The sequence below is a fragment of the Arthrobacter sp. Bi83 genome, from assembly GCF_918698095.1.
Lineage (GTDB): Bacteria > Actinomycetota > Actinomycetes > Actinomycetales > Micrococcaceae > Arthrobacter.
The window spans coordinates 1-18,767 of the sequence record NZ_CAKKLY010000001.1; the positions used below are offsets into that span (position 1 = coordinate 1).

Here is an 18,767-nt window from a genome sequence, read left to right on the forward strand (position 1 = left end):
CCCCCACCAGCCTCCGGCCCGGTTGAACCCGCCCACGCCCCGGCAGCCACTAACGGTGTTGTGCCTGCCGAACCCCTACAACTGCTAAGGACTTCCCTTTATGACTGTCTCCGCGCTTTCCCCTGCCATTTCACCCGAACGTGAAGCTGCATTGCTCGCCGCTGTTCCTACCGGCCTTTTGATTGGCGGGCAATGGCGGGCGGCGTCCGACGGCGGCACGTTTGACGTGCACGATGCCGCCACCGGGGAGGTGCTCGCCACACTCGCCTCGGCGACCAGCGACGACGCGGTCGCCGCCCTCGACGCCGCCGCCGCCGCCCAGGCGTCCTGGGCGCGGACCGCACCCCGGCTGCGGGCCGAGATCCTCCGCCGGGCCTTTGACCTGGTCACCGAACGGGCCGAAGACTTTGCCCTGCTGATGACCCTGGAAATGGGCAAACCCCTGGCCGAAGCCCGCGGCGAAGTCACCTACGGGGCGGAGTTCCTGCGCTGGTTCTCCGAAGAAACCGTCCGCGATTACGGGCGCTACCTCACCAGCCCCGAGGGTAAGAACAAAATCCTCGTCCAACACAAACCGGTCGGGCCGTGCCTGCTCATTACGCCCTGGAACTTCCCCCTGGCGATGGCCACCCGCAAAGTAGCCCCTGCCGTCGCCGCCGGCTGCACCATGGTCCTCAAACCCGCCAAACTCACGCCCCTCACCGCCCAGTACTTCGCGCAGACCATGCTCGACGCCGGGCTGCCCGCCGGAGTCCTCAACCTCGTTCCCTCCTCATCCGCCTCCGGCATTTCCGGGCCCCTGCTCGCCGACCCGCGGTTGCGCAAGGTTTCCTTCACGGGTTCCACCCCGGTCGGCAAACGCCTGATGGCCGACGCGGCGCAGAACGTGCTGCGCACCTCCATGGAACTGGGCGGGAATGCCCCCTTCATCGTGTTCGAGGACGCCGACCTTGATAAAGCCGTCGAAGGTGCCATGGCCGCCAAAATGCGAAACATGGGCGAAGCCTGCACCGCCGCCAACCGGTTCCTGGTCCAGGAATCCGTCGCCGCCGAGTTCACTGCCAAGTTCGCCGCTGCGATGGGCGCCCTCACTACCGGCCGCGGCACCGCACCCGCTACGCAGGTCGGTCCGCTCATCGATGCCGGCGCAAGAGAGGACGTGCACGCTCTGGTGAGTGCCGCCGTCGACGCCGGAGCCACCGCCGTCACCGGCGGCGCACCCGTGGACGGTCCCGGGTACTTCTACCAGCCCACAGTCCTGGCTAACGTGGCCAACGATGCGGCGATCCTGGGCCAGGAGATCTTCGGTCCCGTCGCCCCCGTCACCACCTTCAAAACCGAGGAAGACGCCATCCGGCTCGCCAACGCCACCGAATACGGCCTCGCTTCCTACCTCTACAGCCGGGACTTCAACCTGCTCCTGCGCGTTGCCGAGCAGATTGAGTTCGGCATGGTCGGATTCAACGCGGGCGTCATTTCCAACGCCGCAGCACCCTTCGGCGGCGTCAAGCAATCAGGGCTCGGCCGCGAAGGCGGCTCAGAAGGCATCGCCGAATACACCACCACCCAATACATCGGCATTGCCGACCCCTACGTGAACTAACCCGCATAGCAGCCAAAAGCGCCTGCCAGCCCCGTAAATGGGGCTGGCAGGCGCTTCACTGTTGGTTCAAAAACGCGAGCCGTTGCGGGTGCAGGGCTACCGGGAGAATTCCGTCGGCGGGCTGTCCACCCAGTCCTTGTAGATCGGGTCCTCAGGATGCCATGCTCCCCAGTGCGAGACCCGAGGGACATTCACAACGTCCCAGTCCGAGTTGACGGGCCGGACGTCGATCCAATCCCAGATGCAGGTCCTATGAAGGATTTTCCACACGCCATCGCGCTTCTCACACAAGTCGCGGTAGCGGCCAGCCTGGAACATTGTCACCTCGGGGTCCTTGAACGGGACCACACAGATAAACATGCTTTCGCGCTTGGCCCGGTTGCCGTCAATCTCGGACAGGACATTGGAAATGTGGTGGCTGCAGCTATGGATCTTGTCGTGCCAGGTCATGGCAGCATCAGCCCACTCCTGGCCGTTTCCCACGTAGCCGCCGTGGTCATCAAATGAATCGGGCCAGTACGTGGATTTCATCAGCTCGCGGTCGTGCCGGTCCGCGCCCCTCGCATACAGCATCAGGTTGTCATGGAGGGCTTGCTTGTCATACAACTCAGTCAGTTGAGCATCTGTGGGGGACATATATCCAGACTTTCTACTCCAAACGCCAGGCAGCGTCCTTGCTGCCCTCGTTAGAAACAACGCTAGAAGCCGGAGCTGCTGGACGAGTAGCATCTTGGGCGCCAGGCAGTTAAGAAGCAACGCCAGGTGCCGGGCACCGGGACCGCCTCCATTGGCGCCTCGCAAGAGCCTGTATGCCCCGCTGGCCTTAGTGCCGCCGTCAAAAGCTTGACCCTAAGGCCAGCTGGCTGGAACCGTTTTAGAAGGTGCGCGCGGCAACCCGCACCGGTTCGGCACGCTTCAGTGCGTCGCTCAGCCGCTCAGCGGACACAGGTGCGGCGGGAGCTTCCAGCATGCGGTCGTCCGGAGTGGCGGCGTCCGCCAGGTAAAGCCTGGTGTAGGCACCGGCTTCCGGCTCGAAACGCCAGCTCTCAGCCAACGAACCGGCGTCCACTGCATCGAAACCCAGTTGCTCGATAAGGCTCATGACCTTGGTTTTGGCGGAAGCGTCATCGCCCGCCACGGGCAGGGCGGTGCGATCAGGTGCGCCGGCGGGGCGCGCCAGCTGGGGGATGTGGTGCGCGAGGATGTTGTTAAAGGCCTTCGTCAGGCCGGCTCCCTGAAAGTGCCGCAGCACGAGCTCGCTCGTAGTCAGCCTTTCCTCGTCGAGCTCAGACACCCTTCCATCCCGGAACGGGTAGTAATTGGTGGTGTCGAGTACGGCCTTCCCTTCCAGCAGGGATGCGGGAATGGCGGTATGCGCCGTGAGCGGCACGGACAGCACAACAACCTCTCCGGCCGCCGCGGACTGTTCAATGGTGCCGCCGGAAGCCAGGGATCCCAACTCTGAGACGAGGCCGGCGAGTGTCTCCGGGCCGCGGGAATTGGACAGCACTACAGGGATGCCGGCATTTACGGCGAGACGAGCGATGGCAGCACCGATGTTCCCGGTGCCAATGATTCCAAGGGTAGGCATTTTTTTGTTTCCTCAGTCGAGAGTCGTGGATGGGGCGGGAACCTGAAAGCTACGGCCCGTTGATGGCACGCACTGGTGGGTGGGCCTGGCGTTAAACGTATCCTATGTTCGCGTCAGCGTAAACATAGGCGGTTTTAGCGATAGACTGGGCACATGGCGAGCCGAACTTCCAACCCCCTCACGCACCCTGACGTCAGTGAACTGGACCTGTTCCGCCTGATGGCGGCCGTGACTGACCCGGTGCGGCTGGGGATCGTCATCAAGCTGGCTGGCAGCAGCGAGGATATTCCGTGCACCGACTTTGCCCTGCCAGTGACAAAGTCTGCCGGGACGCGCCATTTTCGGGTGCTGCGTGAGGCTGGCGTGATCCATCAGCACGACGTCGGTGTCCGCCGCATGAGCCGGCTGCGTAGCGATGACCTGGAAGTCCGCTTCCCCGGCCTGCTGAAACTGATCCTCCAGGAGGCTGCCCACTTCAACCACGGGGATCGTCAGGCCTCCTGACCTGGAGCGGCACCCAGGATCCATCCCGGGGATACCCCGGGTTCAGGTGCCGGAACGGTACGCGGGACATGACCGGTGGCATCGAGTACGTTGTCCAGCCAGTCCACGCGGTTAGCGAAACGCTTTGCCTTGTGCGGAGCGGTCCACCGGTAGGCGTCGTTTTCCCAATTGATCTTCAGCCGCCGTCGGGACGTCAAGGCAGTGAAGGTATGGATGAGCCACGGATTGCCCAAGCCGTCAGCCACCACCAAGTCCAGTCCCGGCAGGAGTCCCAGGAGGTCTTTGGTTTGCAGACCTGCTTCTTCAAACAACTCTTCAAGAGTCTGCTGTTCAGGCGTGGCCCCGGCTTCCATAAATCCGGTAATGCAGTGCCAAAGGCCACTGTCGTGGCCAAGATTTCCGCTTCTTCTGAACAGGGCAATTTTGTCCTGCCACTGGATGACGGCCGCTATCACGGTGCGGTCCGCGGGGATGTCATGCGCAGCGCGCGAGGGAAACCTCCCGGCGGACGCCGCATCAACGACGCTCATATTCTCCTTCCAGCGCACAGCAACCGCTATGTCTGCTACACGACGTCGATCGACTGGGCGTTGACGAGCTCGCGGAACTTGGCGCCGTGCCAAATGAGCGGCTCGTTTTCGCCCACTCCGAGCTTCTTCACCTCAAGCAGCGCCATCCAGTGATCGCCGGCCTCTGAAACCTCGTGGACCGAGCACTCAAGCCACAACGCCGCATCTTCTATGAACACTGCTCCGTCCTCACCGACGTCGATGGCCACCTGCTCAAAGCGTGCAGCACGGTCCTTGCCTGCGAGCTTGCGGGTCAGATTTCCCTGCCCCTTGCCAAAGATCGAAACCCCGAGTGAGGCGGCGTTCTTGATCTGCTCCCATGTCTCCGATGACTTCTGCACCGCTACCGCGACGAGGCACGGTTCGAGCGACACGCCAACCATGAACGATGACGCGACGAGTGCATGCTTCTCGTCGCCGGCTTCGACCGCGAGCACCGCCACTCCTGACGGAAAGTGTGCGAACGTGCTTCTCACCAGCAAAGGGTCATTGCCGAATGAACTGACCTTCGGCCGGGTCATAGACTTCTGGGTCATGGGTTTTCTTCCTCTCGGTGGCCGCGTGGGAGTGATCGCTCTCTGACCACTCCCGGGCGGAATACGTCTGGACGGTTACGCAGCGGTCTGGCCGCCGTCGATAGGCAGCGCGACACCGGTAATGTATGAAGACTGCTCACTGGCGAGAAACAGGACGGCATTGGCTACTTCTTCTGCGGTTCCGACACGACGTGCGGGAACCATATTGATGAGATAGTCCGCGGCGGCAGGGTTTTCCGCCAGGGCCTCTTCCATCATTGGAGTCCTGATGGGCCCAGGGCAGATGGAGTTTGCGCGGATATTCTGCTCCGCGTATTCGAGGGCGATGGTGCGGGTCAGCCCGAGGAGGCCTGTCTTGGCAGCGCTGTAACTGCCGTATAAAGGCGTTCCCATCAAAGCTGCAGCTGAAGCCACATTAACTATCGATCCCCCGCCACGCTCCAGCATGGCCGGAATGGCAAACTTCATCGTGAGGAAAGCACCCCGGAGATTCACGTTGATCATCTTGTCGAAGTCGGATTCCAGCGCCTCATGGTGCTGCACCATCGGAGCATTGGCGCCCGCGATATTGCACAGAATGTCGAGTCCGCCGAATTCGCTGATGGCCAGGCTGACCATGGCCTTCGCGTCTGCGGTGTTTGAGATGTCAGCCTGGATGGGCACGCTGCGATCTCCGAGCTCCACAGCCGTTTTCTCCTGGGCCCCCGAGAAATCCGCCAAGACGATGTTCGCGCCCTGCTGGTGAAACAGGCGGGCAGTTGCCAAGCCCATGCCTGAGCCGGCACCGGTGATTATTGCGGTCTTGCCTTCGAGTACGTTGCTCATCGTTTTTCCTTCATGTCCTTGTAGATGTGGGCATACCTGCCGGGCGCGGGCAGGCCTCGCGTCACCGGAGGGATGAGGGTCTTGGACTGGGGATGCTCACGGGATCTCCTTTGATCTCAGTGCGGAGGCTTTCCCTGCCAACTTCGCCCACAATCAACGCTAAGAGCGGGCGGGGCTGCACCGGGATGGCCATCAACGCCAACATGGAATGAAACTGCGCCAAAGTGTGTCCTCCGTGAGGGCAAGTCATTAGAGCTGGCGATGTACTTCGGCGAACACGCTGCAGCCAGGAATAAAAGTGCTCCCCGGAAGCTGGAACTGAATGACAGTCTGGCTTCCGGGGAGCACTACACCTCCCGAAACAAAGGGGAATGGCCGGTGGCTATTTACTTGGCCGCAAGAACAGCGTCAAGGCTCCGGTTTTCGTTCGCGCTTTGCCCTGAATTGCCAGGTGCGAAAGCCTTCGTAAACACGAAGCCGCGGTAGTCGTCGGAGACAACTTCTTCGACCTTCTTGACGTACTTGTCGAAGCCACCGGCATACGGGATGAAATAGCGCGAGCCGTCGTATTTGTTGACGTGGACCATATAGTTGTCCACGGCCCGACGCAGGAGCGGCGCCGCGATCTCATTGCAGTGGTCGCCCCACTCCCGCTCTGCCTCAAGGCTGGCCTCAATGCGAACGGCGCCCTTCTTTTCGGCGTGCGCAATGATATCCGCCACAAAGTCAACGTGTTGGTTGTTCCCCGCGAAGAAGTTTGCAAGCACACTCGGGCTCTGTGCGCCGGTGAGCATAAACAGGTTCGGGAATCCATGCGTCATGACCCCCAGATGGGTCTGCGGCTTATGCTTCCACCGGTCGCTCGGCTGCTGGCCGTGCTCGTTGCGGACGTTGGCCTGGTCCAGGGCGCCCGTAAAGGCCTCGAAGCCGAGGGCAAAAACGATCAGGTCAACCTCGTACTCATTGTTCCGGGTCTTAATCCCCGTCTTGGTGATGCGCTCCACCGGATCGCTTCTCAGGTCAACGAGACTGACATTGCTTTGATTGAAAATTGGGTAATACCCGGTATCAATGCAGAGCCGACGGATGCCAATCGGGTAGGAGGTAGGCATCAGCTTCTCGGCGGTCTCGGGATCGTCGATCATGTCGCGGATCTTGCCGCGGACGAACTCTGCGACGACGTTGTTGACGTCGATGTTCGTCCCCTGGTCGGAGAAAGTTCCGAGCAGGGTCTGGCCCCCGAACGCCCATCTGGACTCGAGAATCTGCTGCTGCTGTTCCTCGGAGAAGTCTGAAGCCTTACCGGCAAAGCCCTGCATGACGTAGCCGACCGGGGAGTTGTAGGACTCGTCACGCAGTTGCAGAACCTTTTTATTGAGGCGCGCCTTCTTCCTCCTGTCCGCCGGCCCGTTGTGTGCAGGGATCGAGTAGTTCGGGGTGCGCTGCAGGACATAGAGGTGCCCGGCTGTTTTGGCGATCTCCGTGGCAGCCTGCACACCCGAAGATCCTGTTCCAATGAGGGCCACGCGCTTGCCTGCAATCTCAACGGGGGTCTGGGGCCAGTGGGCGGTTTGATGCCACTCCCCCTCGAAATCATCGAGTCCCGGGAAGTCCGGCTTCCGCGGCTTGGAGAGCTGTCCCGTCGCCATCACCAGATAGCGGGCCCAAACCGTCCGGCCGGTATTGGTCTTGATGAGGTACTTGTTCTCCTGGGGCTGCCAATCGGCGGACGTCACCCAGGTGCTTAGTGAGAGGTTGCGGCGCACATCGAGGCGGTCCGCCACGTAGTTCAAGTACCGGAGGATTTCGGGTTGTGCGGCGTACCGCTCGCTCCAGTCCCATCCCGCGTAGAGCTCGGGATCAAACATGAAGGCGTAGCTGTGGCTCTCCAGGTCCACGCGGGCACCGGGGTAGGCGTTGTGATACCAGACGCCCCCGACCCCGGCTGCTCCCTCGAAGCCGTGTACGTCGTGTCCCAGGTCTGCAAACCGGTGGAGCGCGTAAATGCCCCCCATGCCCGCGCCGATAACAACGACGGAATATTCCTCAGTCTCACCCGGGGGGTTCTGGATGTGGTTGTTTGACATGGCTTCGCTCCCTGGACGCGCGTCTTCACTGGTCACTGGCGTCACCACTCGTTGGATGGAACAACCCATCCTGGTTCCGTACTTTTGAAAAGCCCACCGGATCTCCTTTGATGTCAGTGCGTCGGCTGCTTCGCCGAGCTTCGTTCACAAATAACGCTAAGAGCCGCCGGGTAATGACCGGCATGGCAATGGACGCCAATAAGGCGGGAAAATGCGTCAGTTATTCACACTTCGCCCGTGCGCGGGTCAGCTGCTCCGGGTCTCGGCCAGCGACACGACCGCTACGGCACTCGTGGTTTCCACACCTAGTTGGTTGATGGCCTTCATCGTGACTTCAGCGCACGCTCCGTGGTCCTCGTCCCGGAACACGCGGGTGACCTCGCCTCCGATCCACTGGGTGTCACCGAAGACACCTGGCTGCTTGATGCGCACCGAAAGCGACACGAGATCCGCATCGTCCCCCATCCAGTTGGTCACGCAGTGTGCCATCCACGAGACGCGCTGGTTGCCGTTGTCGTACGCGCCCGGCATGCCGATCGCGTGCGCCATTGCAGCATCCTGGTGCCCCAGGCTCGGAAAGGGCTCGGAGAGGAAGTGCTCGGGACCGAGGTTCGTCGGTGCACTCGGGTCCCCGTTCCTCACCCTCTCCTGCTGGCGCACGCGGGTCTCCACCCCGCGGTAGCCGGCGGTACCAATTGCTCCGGCATAGTAGGCGGTCATGGTGATGAGGTCGAGCGGACCCTTGACTACCTGCGGTACAAGGTCGCCGACGGACACCGTCTCCGCAGAGCGCGTGCGCTGGCCGCGGATCTCCTCAGCCAGGATCGCGGCTCGGATCTGTTCCTTCTCATCATCCGTGTAGACATGGGGGTCGCGCGGTTCGTGCATCCGCTGGCCCTCGGAACTTCGGGCCACGCAAACGATCGTATTGCGGACGATCCCGACAAGTTCCTCGCCGACGAAGTAATCGGTGCGCCCCACCTGCTCCACGAGGCGGCCGGAGCGGCGGCCCACGCGTTCACGGACGTCTTCGACGAAAGCCCTGGCGCGGACCCGCTCACCCAGGCGAATCGGCCGGCGCAAGTCGAGGTCGGCACCGAGGTGGATAGCCTGGATGCCCTCCGACATCCCCATCGCGACTTCGGCGTCACACACGGAGTAGAGGAATGTGGGTGGCGCGATCCGGGTGCCGTACCGCGTTGTCTGCGCGTACGAATCGGACAGCCACAGAGGGTTCTCGTCACCGATCCCCCAGGCGTAGTGGCGGATGGAGTCGGTGCTGGCTTCCTCATTCCATTGCACAACAACGGCTGACTTACCGATGAAGCTCTTGATGTAGGAGACGTCTTCATCGGTGATCTGCTTTGCAGGTACGCCAGCCGCAGTGGCGGTGGTCATGGTGTTGGTCCTGACGAGGTGGTGTGGACCGATACAACAGCATCCACGACAGTGACGGTTGCTGTTGCCGGGTCCGCGAGGATCGGATTGAACTCGAACTCGTGGATGTTCCCCTGCTGCTCCGCCCAGCCAAGAATGTCCATCACTGTAGTGGTGAGCGTGTCGAGGGTCTCCCCGCCGGCCTCCCCCCGAAGGCTGGTGGCCACGACGCGCGCGTCAGAGATCGCTTGGCGGACTTCCGGCCGGGACACTGGCAGCGGAAGGATGCTGATATCGTCAATCGCCTCAGTCATCCCGCCTCCCGCGCCAATGACGAGGACTGGACCGAACTCTGGATCGCGGCGGAGCCCTACGAGGACTTCGGTCTTCCCTGGCGCCATCGCCTGGACGGAGATCGTCGCGGCCTCCCCCTGGATGGAGGTGAGCTGGGAGGCTGCCGCGCGGGCGCTGTCGGCGTCATTGACGCCGATGAAGACACCTCCGGCGTCTGCCTTGTGAAGGATCTCGGCATCATCGATTTTGATCGCTACCGGGAAGCCGATCTCCTCGGCAGCCCGGACGACGCCATCGACATCACGGACGGCGCGGCTTGCCGGTACAGGAACGCCGGACTTGGCCAGGGATTCGGCCACGTCCCGCCACGTCAGATTGTACGTCCCGCCCGTTGTCACCGCCTTCAGCGCCGCCCCCACCAGATCGCCACGGTTGGCACGGGTGCGTTGGACCTGCGCCCAAGAGGATGCGGCCGCGACGGCATCCAGTGCCCGCCCGGCTGTGGGCAGGGACAGGACTCCTGCCTTGCGCAGGATTCCGGCCTGGGCCGCGGTGACCCGGTCGTCCTCGGACAGCGGGACCACCATGACACGTATTTCCGCCGGTATGGTCATAGCGGCGATACCGGCCGCCAGCTCATCGAAGTCGTGCGCGAGCCGGGTCGCCGTCACGATAACCCACCCGCCCGGCGTCGTGGTGAGAACGCGCTCAACGATGCGCAGGTAGTCGCCGGTCGTTGACTGTACTCCGACGTCGATGGGATTGCCGAGGTGATTGCTGCCCACCGCGTCACCTATTGAGTGGAGCGCTTCCGGTTCAAGATCGCGGAACGCCAGGCCACGGTCGTCGGCCAGGTCGTTCCACAGCCCCACCTGGGCGCCGGAGGTGGTGACGACGGTGAGCTCCTGGTCGCGGTCCGAGAGCCGCCCGTGGAAGACGTCGAAGGTCTCGGTCAGGTCAAGGAGTTGCTCCGGCGAGGTGCACACCATTCCGAATCGGTGGCGGAGGACGCTTAAAGCGACGCGGCCGCTGCCTGCAAGTTTGCCGGTATGGGACTGGGCACTCATCGCGCCGCGGGTGGACCGCCCCAGCTTTAGGACGATGACCGGGATGCCGCGATCCCCCGCAGCGGTTGCAGCGGCCTCAAGATCATCGTTTGCGCTGAAGCTCTCGACGATGCAGGTGAGGACATGCGTGTCCGGATCAGCGCCCAGCCACTGTGCCCAGTCGGTAAAGCCCGTCGAAATCTCGTTCCCCGAGCTGGCCCAGGCGCTCAATCCGCTGGCACCGCGTGCCGCGAGGGACTGCATGAGCGCATTTCCCAGTCCACCGCTCTGGCTGAACATCGCCACGTGACCAGTCGGAATCTCGCCGCGTTGCAGAACTGATGAGAAGGTTGCGGTCAGCGACCGGCCCACGTGCATAAAGCCGATGCAGTTAGGACCGATGAGTCGGGTAGTGCCCTTGGCCAACTCCGCACGGAGCAGCTCATCGCGGTCATACCGGCCGGTTTCACCGAAGCCGGCGGCGAACGCTACCGCAAAGGGGACGCCGAGCGCCACGCACTCACGCAGATCCTCGATGACCCTGTCAGCGGGTCCCACGAGGACGGCGACGTCGGGCACCTCGGGGAGGTCGGAGAGCGTCTCCACCGTAGGTACACCGAGCACTTCCTTGTGCACACTGCTGACTGCGTAGTACCGCCCCTCAAATCCGAGGCGGGAGAGGTAATCAAGCGTCCGGCCCGAGGTCTTCCACGGGTCCCGCGAGGGGCCAACCACGGCCACGCTCTCTGCTTTCAACGGGTTATCGATGCGCACGGGGCTTAGAACAGCCTTGCTATCCAACATTTACATTCCTCCAGTCCGTCGCACGGTCGCCGGCCTTCGAATAGCCGGAATTTCTATTGCCTCGACCACCACGCCGAGATCACGGTCGGTGTCAAAGTAGGCGAATCCGCCGTCGCCGCCCTGGCCATAACCGCGCGCGGTTTGGGTGACCCGGTATCCGGCATCCTCCATAAGCCTGATCGCCGCATCCAGGTTGTCCACGAATACACCCAGGTGGTGGAGGCCGCTGCGGCCCTGCTCAGTGAACTCGTGGTAGATGCTTGGGCCGGCCAAAGGCTGGATGAGTTCGATCTGGGGATTGGAACCGCCCATGGCAAGGCGCATCGCGAAAGCGCCTTCCTCGGCGCCGAAACGCGACCAGGGCATGAACTCCTGGTCGTAGTGGTAACAATTCCACTCTTCGATGCCGAAGGCGCGTCCGTACAGATCGATGGCCTCGTCCAGGTCCGGCACGAGGATTCCCACCTGCCCCACGCTTCCGATCGGAACAGGACCTGCGGAATGGGCCTCCGGCAGGTCTCCAAAGTCCTTGGCCGCACGGGGCGTGGCACCGTTGCCAGTATCCCTGAACTCTCTCTGTGTGATAGTTGCTTTCATAATGTAATAACTACGCTACCCTTCTGGCTGCTGTCAACGGATGAAGTGTTGCCCCTGCGCCCAGGGACCCTTTCCGTGGTTTTGTGGCCCTTCTTTCGCCATGTGCGTATGATTTCCGCATGGCAAGTACAACTAAGACAGCCGTTAAACCGTCCATCGACACGGAAGCACCGAAGGACTTGGTCCAGTCGGTTGCCCGTGCGCTCAACATCGTTGATGTCGTTGCGGCGTCGAAGGAGCCAATGCGGGCTCAATCCATCGCGAGCGCAGTAAACCTGCACATTGCGACGACGTCGCATTTGCTGGCGACACTTGTACATGCCGGTTACCTGGAACGTAACGAGCGCACCTACAAACTCGCTGCCGGGAAAATCCTGGATCTGAGTTCGCGGGTGGAAGAAGACTGGCGCCCCTCGCCCCTGGCACTGAGTCTCTTGAAGATGGTGGTTGAGGCTACTGGCGAAAGCGCCTATTTGTCCGCGTGGCAGGGAGGCACGGTCACCGTAGTTGCCGTGGAGGAAGGCAGCCGCGCCGTCAGGGTGGCGGACCTGCGGGTCGGTGTTTCCGGCGACATTCATGCACGCGCCTCCGGGAAGGCCCTCCTCGCCTTCGGTCCGGAATCACAACTGGAACGGGTCCGCTCCGTCGATGGTGAACTCACCAGACGAACCGAGCACACGATCGCCACCCTTCCTGAGTTTTTGGCCGACCTCGAGTTAACCAGGTCACGTGGTTACGCACTGGACCACCAGGAATACGTCCTGGGCGTCTGCGGCATGGCAGTTCCAATCTTTGAAGGATCACAGCGCCCCCGCACCGCCTTGTCTATTACGGTTCCGCTTCATCGCTTTACCAACGAGCAACACTTCCAGCAATGCCTCGATGCCCTGATGGAAGCCCGCCGTCTGGACGACGAAGAAGGCGACTCAACCCAGCCGTAGAACGTCAAGTTCCAGCACAGGCCCCTCGTCCGCACAAACGTTCAAGGATGTCCGGGGCCCGTCCTCCAAGCGGGGGAAATCCGACGTGGCAACATAGGCGCACAAACGCATGCCTTTCGCCACCCGGACCGCAGTGGAACCAAGATCCACGCTGATTGACTCCGCGTTTCCAGCGCCCGTCCTGCTGTACGACGATCCCTCGCACAGCAACTCAGGGGCACCTGTACTGTCAAGCGTTGCCAGCTTGACGACGACCGGTGTGGGGCCAGCTGCGGTCACCTTGAGCCGGCACGTGACAGTGCCCAGGATTTCGATATCGTCATCCAATGGCTCCGAAACGAAGGCGTGCACGTCATTACGGGCATGCAATGCCTCCAACAAGCGCGGGCCCGAGTTGGCACCCACTTTGTAGCCGGGGAAGAATGTCCGCCCGCCGATCGTCGGGACGGGGGAATCCAATAACGACGCCGTCCGGGCAGCCATGCTGGGTGTGGGGTGCTCGATGGTGCTGGGGTGTAGTCGAAGGTGCACCCGCTCGGCGCTTTCAGGTGGCCAGCTTGAAAAGCCTCGCCATTCATCAGCCCCCATGGCGAACACCCTTACGGGATACTCCGATTGGTTGAGGCCATCACGCACTTCCTCCAGCCAACCGAGTTGGAGCGCCGTCGGGTCGAGGCTGTCGAAGGAGGATGCCGGACCGAAGAAGCGGGTCGGGAACCAGCCGCCCATGAGTCCATGCGCCCACGGCCCAACCAACAGGCGATCGTGGGGATTTTGTGTCCCGGCGGCCTTCCGGCGGACAAAACTGGCTACCGTTCCTCGAAGGAAGATGTCGAACCATCCTCCGATGACTAAGGCGGGGACGGCAACGCGCCCGGCCAGCTCGGGATCCACCAGGGAACGGCTTCTATCCCGCCAGTCCTGCAGATAGGGCGCGAATTCCCCGGCTTCCTCGACCAGCTGGTGGAAGGTGCGGATGCGCCCCTCTGCGACGTTCCGCTCCAGGGCTGCGATCCGCGGTCGGCTTTCCTCGTCCATTCCGCTGCTGGCCAGGAGAATCGATACCCAGTGTGCAAGGAATCCCAGCACCACGTTGTCGTCCTCATAAAGCCAGCCGGAATGGACGTCGTCGGCGGTCACAGCGGGAACGATACCAATGAGGCCTTCAGGATTCCTCGCTGCCGCCAGCCATTGGCTGATCCCTACGTACGAGCCTCCTGCCATACCCACGTTGCCGTCCGACCAGGGCTGTTCGCGCACCCACTGGATAGTGTCAACACCATCATCGGCTTCATTCACAAAAGGTACGAACTGGCCCTCGCTTCGGAACCGGCCCCGTACGTCCTGAACCACCACCACCCATCCGCATTCCACGGCGCGCAGGACATTAATCCACGTGTTGGCATGCGCTGGGTCATCTTTGCAATAAGGCGTCCGTATCAGCACTGTGGAGCGGGGTTCCCCCTCACTTGGCCGATACACATCTCCGGAGAGAGTAACGCCGTCGCGCATTGCGATAGGGACGTGCTTTTCAACTATGAGGTTCATGGCAACCTTCGCTGTGTTGCTTTCGCATCGGCTGGGATGCTCACCCGGCGGTTTGGACCATGTCGAGACGCGGGTAGTGGTCAAGCAGTTCCGCACCATTGGCCGTGACGACAACGAGGTTCTCGAGACGTACACCTCCGACCCGGTGCTCCCCTTCGATCCCTTCGATGGCAATGACCATGCCTTCTTTGATCTCCTCAGGATGATCAAGCGACCACGAGCGCGTGATAGTCGGAGGGTTGTAGTGGATTGCCCGCGATCCTGCGTTAACGAGTCCGATTCCGTGCCCGAGTTCGATGCTGAAGCATTCCGCCTCGGACGGAAAACCGAGGTCTTCCGCGGGTGCAAGTACGGCGGCCACGTCAGCTGTGCTGGCGCCTGGTTTCATGAGCGACATCGCCAGATCCAGACGGTCCGTCAGCTTCGTATAGGACGAGCGCTCGGCTGAGGTGGGAGCGCGGCCGACGACGTACTGGCGGTAGAGGCACGCGGTGTACCCCATGTAGGAAGTTCCGCAGGTGAGCAAGTACGCGAGATCACCGTGCTCAACGATCCGGTCTCCCCCGCTGATCCCCCGGGGGAATGACAGCGGTCCGGAGAGCAGGCGGGCAGCTCCCACTTCCGCGCCGGCATCTTCAATGGCGCGACGGGCCATCAAAGCAATCTGGGCCTGCTTGGTTCCGGGCCGCAGTGCGGCCCGCGTCGCCTCGAACCCGGCAGTGCTCAAGCTCGCCGCCATCGAGATACAGGAGATTTCATCTGCGGTCTTGATCGTTGAGCATTCGAGCAACAGCGGGAGCCCCGGGATCGTCTCGATTCCGGCATCGGCCAGCGCATTCATACCTGGCTCATCGATTTCGCTGACTGCCAGCTGCTCGCCCGCGAGGGACCGTGCGGCAAGCTCATCGCGAATCTGTGCTGCGAAAACGGCCGACAGTTCGGCAATGGCAGAACTGGGCGCCACACCGCCAAGCCAGGAGATGGCTGGGCGCCAGTGCTTGATCCAGGGAGCCTGGTCGGGCATTTGCTGCAGGGATCCCGCCGGCGCGAAAACAATTGGTTCGTCATCTGCGAAGAACAGTGCGTAGCCGACCTGGAGCGAGAATTCCCCCCACCAAAAACCCGTCAGATAACGCACGTTGTCCGCGCCGGTGAGCAGCAGCGCCGGTATACCCTTCGAACGCATCAGTGCCCGCATACGGTCAGCGCGTTCGCGGCGCATCCGGTCCAGATCAACGCCTACGTGCAGTTCTGTACGCGCCGGTCCGAAGTGCAATTTCTGGTGGTTTTCGGGCATCGTAGCCTTGGCCTTTCATGTTTTGTACTGATCGGTGGTCCGCGGCCGAGGTTTGGCTCCGTCCGCGGCGATGCGGTCGGTCCTTCCGTGAGCCACGAGCATTCCGCAAATGTTGGGGAAGGCCCACCGAATGTTCGTTGATGTCAGTAATTCGGCAGCTCGGCCGACCTTTGTTCTGAGATAACGCTATGAGCCGCCGGATGTTGAGCGGCACGGAATAGAACGCCAATGACGTAGGAAGCCACGCCAGACTTCCAGATTTCATATTCAGTCGCTGTGATTGCCTTGTGCAGCAACGACCCAGGCCGGGTCGCGCCGTTCCACGAAAGCCAGGGCACCCTCTCGCGCTTCTGGTCCACTTCGCAGGGGAGCAACGATTTCTTCCTGGGCAGCGAACCGCGCCTCCGCCGCCGCATACCGCGACTCCGTAATGATGCGCTTGGCAGTCTTCATTGCAACGGGACCATTGAGCTGGATTTTGTCGGCGAGTTCGAGCGCCGTATCGAGCGCTTCGCCCGGGTCCGTCAGCCTGTTGATGAGACCGAGTTCGGCGAGGCGTGCCGCAGTGATTGGCTCCCCCAGCAGTGCCAGTTCCATCGCGATGTGATAAGGCATACGGTCCGGCAGGCGGAGCAGTCCGCCACCGGCGGCGATAAGTCCGCGCTTCACCTCGGGCAGGGCAAACGACGCCGTTGAGCTGGCCACGATCAAATCGCATGCAAGGGCAAGCTCGAATCCCCCTGCATACGCGTAGCCTTCGACGGCGGCAATGACAGGTTTCACCGGCGGCCGGCGGGTGATGCCGGCGAAGCCACGTCCCTCAAGCACCGGGACATCCCCCGCTGCAACCGATACGAGGTCAGCGCCCGCCGAGAAATATCCGCCTGCACCGGTGAGGATGGCGACACTTGCAGAATCATCGGCATCAAACTCATCGAACGCAGCCGCAAGCGCCAGGGCAGTGGGCCGGTCAATCGCATTCCGCTTGTGCGGACGGGTAATCGTTATGACGCGAACTCCTCCGGAGTTGCTGACCTGAACGCTTGGCTCACTGACGTTGGTGCTTACTGCCTCTTGGGGCTTGGTCTGTTGCATGGTCATCCTTTAGGTCGTACTGATGAGGAGAGAGCAACAAGGTGCTGACTCCTTTGTCTGCGCTTTTTCAAATGGTGAATGTAATTAGCGTGATACGATAGTAGCACTGCTACGTTCCGCGAAAACTCTTTCCCGTCGTAGCCATAAACTCCGACGAAAAGAAGGGAAAAAGCCCATGAAACCTGCACAAAGACTCCGGGAACTGCTTGCGGACTCCAAAATGATCATCGCGCCGGGCGCCTACGATGCACTCTCGGCGAAGTTGATTGAGCAAGCCGGCTTCGACGTCGTGCTCATCGCCGGGGGCACGTACTCCAACTTCCACTACGGGGTGCCGGATAACGGCTTCATCTCCCAGGGAGAACTTATCGAAGCCGGCAGGCGCATCACGGCAGTCACCGATCTGCCGCTCATTCTCGACTTCGATGACGCAGGAGGATCGCCTCTTCAAGCATTCCGCGGCGTCCAGCTTGCCGAGCAAGCCGGCGTGGCGGCCCTGCTCGTCGAAGACATGGTGCCCGCGACGAAGCACTTTTGGACACCCAAAGACGGCGGTGAGCGCTGGAAACCGCAACTCAAGCTCCGCAGCGTCGAGGAGATGAGCGACATCATCCGTGCTTGCGTGGAAGCCCGGACGTCCCCGGACACGGTGATCGTGGCCCGCTCGGACGCCAGCCGCTTTGGCTTCGACAATCTCGCTGAACGCATGGCCGCCTATTCTGCCGCCGGCGCAGACATGCTCTATCCGTGCGGCTTCCCCCTTCTCGATCTGCCCAAACTCTCGGCAGTCGTCCCTGGCAAGTACGTCATGGTGACCGTGAAGAATCCCACCTTGGAGGAGCGTCAGGAACTCGAAGACGCCGGCGTGAAAATGCTGCTGGTCATCAACACAGTAAATGGGGCCGTGGCAGGCTTTCGCGAGAATCTGTCCCTCCTGGCGCGTGGTGAGTTGCTCGAGGGTGAAGCGGAAGGCGGCGCTTACCTACCGATCATGGAAGCAATCGATGCGGCAGAGTGGGCCCGCCGGGCCCGCCACTTCGGTTATTCCTGACGGACCTTCCAGGCGCAACCGTTCCTGGCCGGGCTTTGGTTCCTGCCAGGAACGGTTTCGTCGTTCACAGCGTTTCGCGTTGCGAACATCCAACGCCCTTGGTCAGGGCAGTTAAGCAAGAGCAGAAAGCGCCGACGACATCTCAAGTCGTCGGCGCTTCCGTTTGCGTCAGGCGGGCGTCTTGACGCCTGCAGCGAGTTCCGGTCCGGTGAGCGGAGTCGGATTCCAGCCTTCGCCCATGGCAACAAGACCCTCGGTCATCATTCCGTGGCTGACCGCGTCATTCATGGTCTTCTTGAGCTCGTTCACCATCAGCATCCGCGTGGAGCGCAGCGTCAGCGTAGGCTTCGCAGCCAGCATCCGTGCAAGTTCATATGCCCTGGTGACTACCTGATCCTTGGGCACCACTTCGTTCACGGCACCCCATTCGTAGGCCTGCTGTGCAGTGATCTCCTGGCCGGTGAGGTGGAAGTACCGGCCGCGGTTCAAACCTATGACCAGCGGCCAGATAATCTGCATCCCGTCGCCAGGAATGTTCCCCTGGGAGAAGTGTGCATGATCGGCGAATACAGCATCCTCGGAAGCGATGACGATGTCGCAAAGCAGCGCCTGCTCATTGTGATACCTTGCGGGACCGTTCACTGCGGCGATCATCGGGACTTCGATGTCGAGGTGGCCCAGCACAAGGCGCTTGGCGTCGTGATGGAGTCCGAGCCAGATTTCGGGCGTGACCCAGTTCTTGTTGTCAATCGGGGCTTCCTTGTCGATGAAGGTGTCGCCCGCCCCGGTGATGATGACAACGCGGTTCCCCCGGTCCCTGCTGATGTCATCCCAGAGCGATGAAACGTTGTCATGGACTCCTACACCCCAGACGACGTCGCTGCCATCGGTGTGGAACGTGACAAGCAGAATGCCGTCTTCATCTCGTTCCAGTTTGATGTGCTGGTACTTGTCCTTGTAGTCATCAAACGTTATCCACGCCATCGTGAATCTCCTTATTTC

17 protein-coding genes are annotated in these 18,767 nt (G+C 61.8%); 4 read left to right on the forward strand and 13 right to left on the reverse strand.

The features are described 5' to 3' along the window. Positions 1 to 100: 100 nt before the first annotated feature. Complete coding sequence (locus LQ144_RS00005) at positions 101 to 1,603, forward strand: NAD-dependent succinate-semialdehyde dehydrogenase (RefSeq protein ID WP_230116521.1); 1,503 nt, start codon at positions 101 to 103, stop codon at positions 1,601 to 1,603. Between the two features lie 96 nt (positions 1,604 to 1,699). Here LQ144_RS00005 and LQ144_RS00010 read toward each other — a convergent pair whose 3' ends face one another. Together LQ144_RS00010 and LQ144_RS00015 are read right to left on the reverse strand one after the other, a co-directional pair. Continuing rightward, the gene (locus LQ144_RS00010) at positions 1,700 to 2,239 is read right to left on the reverse strand and encodes a nuclear transport factor 2 family protein (RefSeq protein WP_230116522.1); all 540 of its coding nucleotides are present in this window, start codon (positions 2,237 to 2,239) and stop codon (positions 1,700 to 1,702) included. Positions 2,240 to 2,477: 238 nt separating this feature from the next. Next, complete coding sequence (locus tag LQ144_RS00015; RefSeq protein WP_230116523.1) at positions 2,478 to 3,194, reverse strand: NADPH-dependent F420 reductase; 717 nt, start codon at positions 3,192 to 3,194, stop codon at positions 2,478 to 2,480. A gap of 153 nt (positions 3,195 to 3,347) precedes the next feature. On the opposite strand from LQ144_RS00015, the gene LQ144_RS00020 reads away from it, so the two are divergent. Further along, a complete protein-coding gene (locus tag LQ144_RS00020; protein WP_230116524.1) occupies positions 3,348 to 3,698 on the forward strand; it encodes a helix-turn-helix domain-containing protein in 351 nt (116 codons plus the stop codon). Here LQ144_RS00020 and LQ144_RS00025 read toward each other — a convergent pair. The 7 genes from LQ144_RS00025 to LQ144_RS00055 form a co-directional block, all read right to left on the reverse strand. Further along, positions 3,686 to 4,228, reverse strand: a complete 543-nt coding sequence (locus tag LQ144_RS00025) for an NUDIX domain-containing protein (protein WP_230116525.1) — start codon at positions 4,226 to 4,228, stop codon at positions 3,686 to 3,688. The genes LQ144_RS00020 and LQ144_RS00025 overlap by 13 nt on opposite strands. A gap of 35 nt (positions 4,229 to 4,263) precedes the next feature. Then, entirely contained in the window at positions 4,264 to 4,803 is a 540-nt protein-coding gene (locus LQ144_RS00030) for a flavin reductase family protein (RefSeq protein ID WP_230116526.1), read from the reverse strand. Positions 4,804 to 4,878: 75 nt separating this feature from the next. Next, positions 4,879 to 5,628: an SDR family NAD(P)-dependent oxidoreductase gene (locus LQ144_RS00035; protein ID WP_230116527.1), complete on the reverse strand. Its 750-nt coding sequence runs from the start codon at positions 5,626 to 5,628 to the stop codon at positions 4,879 to 4,881. A gap of 386 nt (positions 5,629 to 6,014) precedes the next feature. Further along, on the reverse strand, positions 6,015 to 7,715 hold the full coding sequence (locus LQ144_RS00040) for an NAD(P)/FAD-dependent oxidoreductase (protein ID WP_230116528.1): 1,701 nt from the start codon (positions 7,713 to 7,715) through the stop codon (positions 6,015 to 6,017). Positions 7,716 to 7,961: 246 nt separating this feature from the next. After that, positions 7,962 to 9,113 carry a MaoC family dehydratase N-terminal domain-containing protein gene (locus tag LQ144_RS00045; RefSeq protein WP_230116529.1) on the reverse strand — a complete coding sequence of 384 codons (1,152 nt, stop codon included), beginning with the start codon at positions 9,111 to 9,113 and terminating at the stop codon, positions 7,962 to 7,964. Next, entirely contained in the window at positions 9,110 to 11,236 is a 2,127-nt protein-coding gene (locus LQ144_RS00050) for an acetate--CoA ligase family protein (protein WP_230116530.1), read from the reverse strand. The genes LQ144_RS00045 and LQ144_RS00050 overlap by 4 nt, the downstream gene beginning before the upstream one ends. Beyond that, positions 11,237 to 11,833 carry a VOC family protein gene (locus LQ144_RS00055; RefSeq protein ID WP_230116531.1) on the reverse strand — a complete coding sequence of 199 codons (597 nt, stop codon included), beginning with the start codon at positions 11,831 to 11,833 and terminating at the stop codon, positions 11,237 to 11,239. It abuts the gene before it with no gap. Between the two features lie 119 nt (positions 11,834 to 11,952). On the opposite strand from LQ144_RS00055, the gene LQ144_RS00060 reads away from it, so the two are divergent. Further along, positions 11,953 to 12,774 (forward strand): IclR family transcriptional regulator, encoded by an 822-nt coding sequence (locus LQ144_RS00060; RefSeq protein WP_230116532.1) that lies wholly within the window; start codon positions 11,953 to 11,955, stop codon positions 12,772 to 12,774. On the opposite strand, the gene LQ144_RS00065 is transcribed toward LQ144_RS00060, so the two are convergent. The 3 genes from LQ144_RS00065 to LQ144_RS00075 all read right to left on the reverse strand — a co-directional run bounded on the left by LQ144_RS00065 (position 12,760) and on the right by LQ144_RS00075 (position 16,714). Beyond that, complete coding sequence (locus tag LQ144_RS00065; protein WP_230116533.1) at positions 12,760 to 14,286, reverse strand: CocE/NonD family hydrolase; 1,527 nt, start codon at positions 14,284 to 14,286, stop codon at positions 12,760 to 12,762. The genes LQ144_RS00060 and LQ144_RS00065 overlap by 15 nt on opposite strands. A 76-nt stretch (positions 14,287 to 14,362) precedes the next feature. Beyond that, on the reverse strand, positions 14,363 to 15,619 hold the full coding sequence (locus LQ144_RS00070; protein ID WP_230116534.1) for a Xaa-Pro peptidase family protein: 1,257 nt from the start codon (positions 15,617 to 15,619) through the stop codon (positions 14,363 to 14,365). Positions 15,620 to 15,886: 267 nt separating this feature from the next. Further along, positions 15,887 to 16,714, reverse strand: a complete 828-nt coding sequence (locus tag LQ144_RS00075) for a crotonase/enoyl-CoA hydratase family protein (protein ID WP_230116535.1) — start codon at positions 16,712 to 16,714, stop codon at positions 15,887 to 15,889. A 175-nt stretch (positions 16,715 to 16,889) separates the two neighbouring features. Here LQ144_RS00075 and LQ144_RS00080 point away from each other — a divergent pair, with 175 nt between their 5' ends. Beyond that, positions 16,890 to 17,765, forward strand: a complete 876-nt coding sequence (locus LQ144_RS00080) for an isocitrate lyase/PEP mutase family protein (protein WP_290369685.1) — start codon at positions 16,890 to 16,892, stop codon at positions 17,763 to 17,765. Between the two features lie 168 nt (positions 17,766 to 17,933). On the opposite strand, the gene LQ144_RS00085 is transcribed toward LQ144_RS00080, so the two are convergent. Further along, on the reverse strand, positions 17,934 to 18,749 hold the full coding sequence (locus LQ144_RS00085; RefSeq protein ID WP_230116537.1) for an enoyl-CoA hydratase-related protein: 816 nt from the start codon (positions 18,747 to 18,749) through the stop codon (positions 17,934 to 17,936). Positions 18,750 to 18,767 lie beyond the last annotated feature (18 nt).